A 569-nucleotide genomic window follows, 5' to 3' on the forward strand; every position below is an offset into this window, starting at 1 on the left:
GACTACCCGACCGAATGGCAATTGTTGTGGACGCAAGGGCTTGCCGCACCGAACAAGAACGACGACATGGTGCGCACCGACCCGAAGTCATTTTCCACGCTTCAGTCGATTGGGGCGTTGGTTTACGGCAATCGTGGAAAAGAAACATTCAAGGGCTTCTACCACAAGTACATGTACAAGTTTCCGCTCCTGCTTAGCTCCCGCTATGCATCCAATCCAAAATATTTCTACACGGTGAGCCCGGCCAATAAAAATGACTGGCGCGAACTGGCGGGCATTCGTGTCGAACTTGCCATTCCGAATCGACTCGAAATCGACGACTCTCAAACCTACTTGCAAGACTCGATCCGAAAGACGTTCTCGATTGGCAATCGGCATTTCCCGACGATGTGGAGCCGCGATACGCCTCCCGACGTGCAAATCACTCAAGGCGGCGCAAACGCCGGCTTCACATCGCTGAACAACGCGCTGGACTACTTACAGAAGAACCCCGACAAGACCGTATGGGCAATGAACTGGGACGCCCCGAACTTCCCGCCCACGGATGCGCAGATCAACGAGAACCTCGT

1 pseudogene is annotated in these 569 nt (G+C 54.1%); it reads left to right on the forward strand.

The features are described from left to right. Positions 1 to 569, forward strand: a pseudogene (locus DIE02_RS35275) (virulence factor); the annotation flags it as partial.

This window comes from Burkholderia sp. Bp8991, from assembly GCF_003853795.1.
Taxonomy (GTDB): domain Bacteria; phylum Pseudomonadota; class Gammaproteobacteria; order Burkholderiales; family Burkholderiaceae; genus Burkholderia.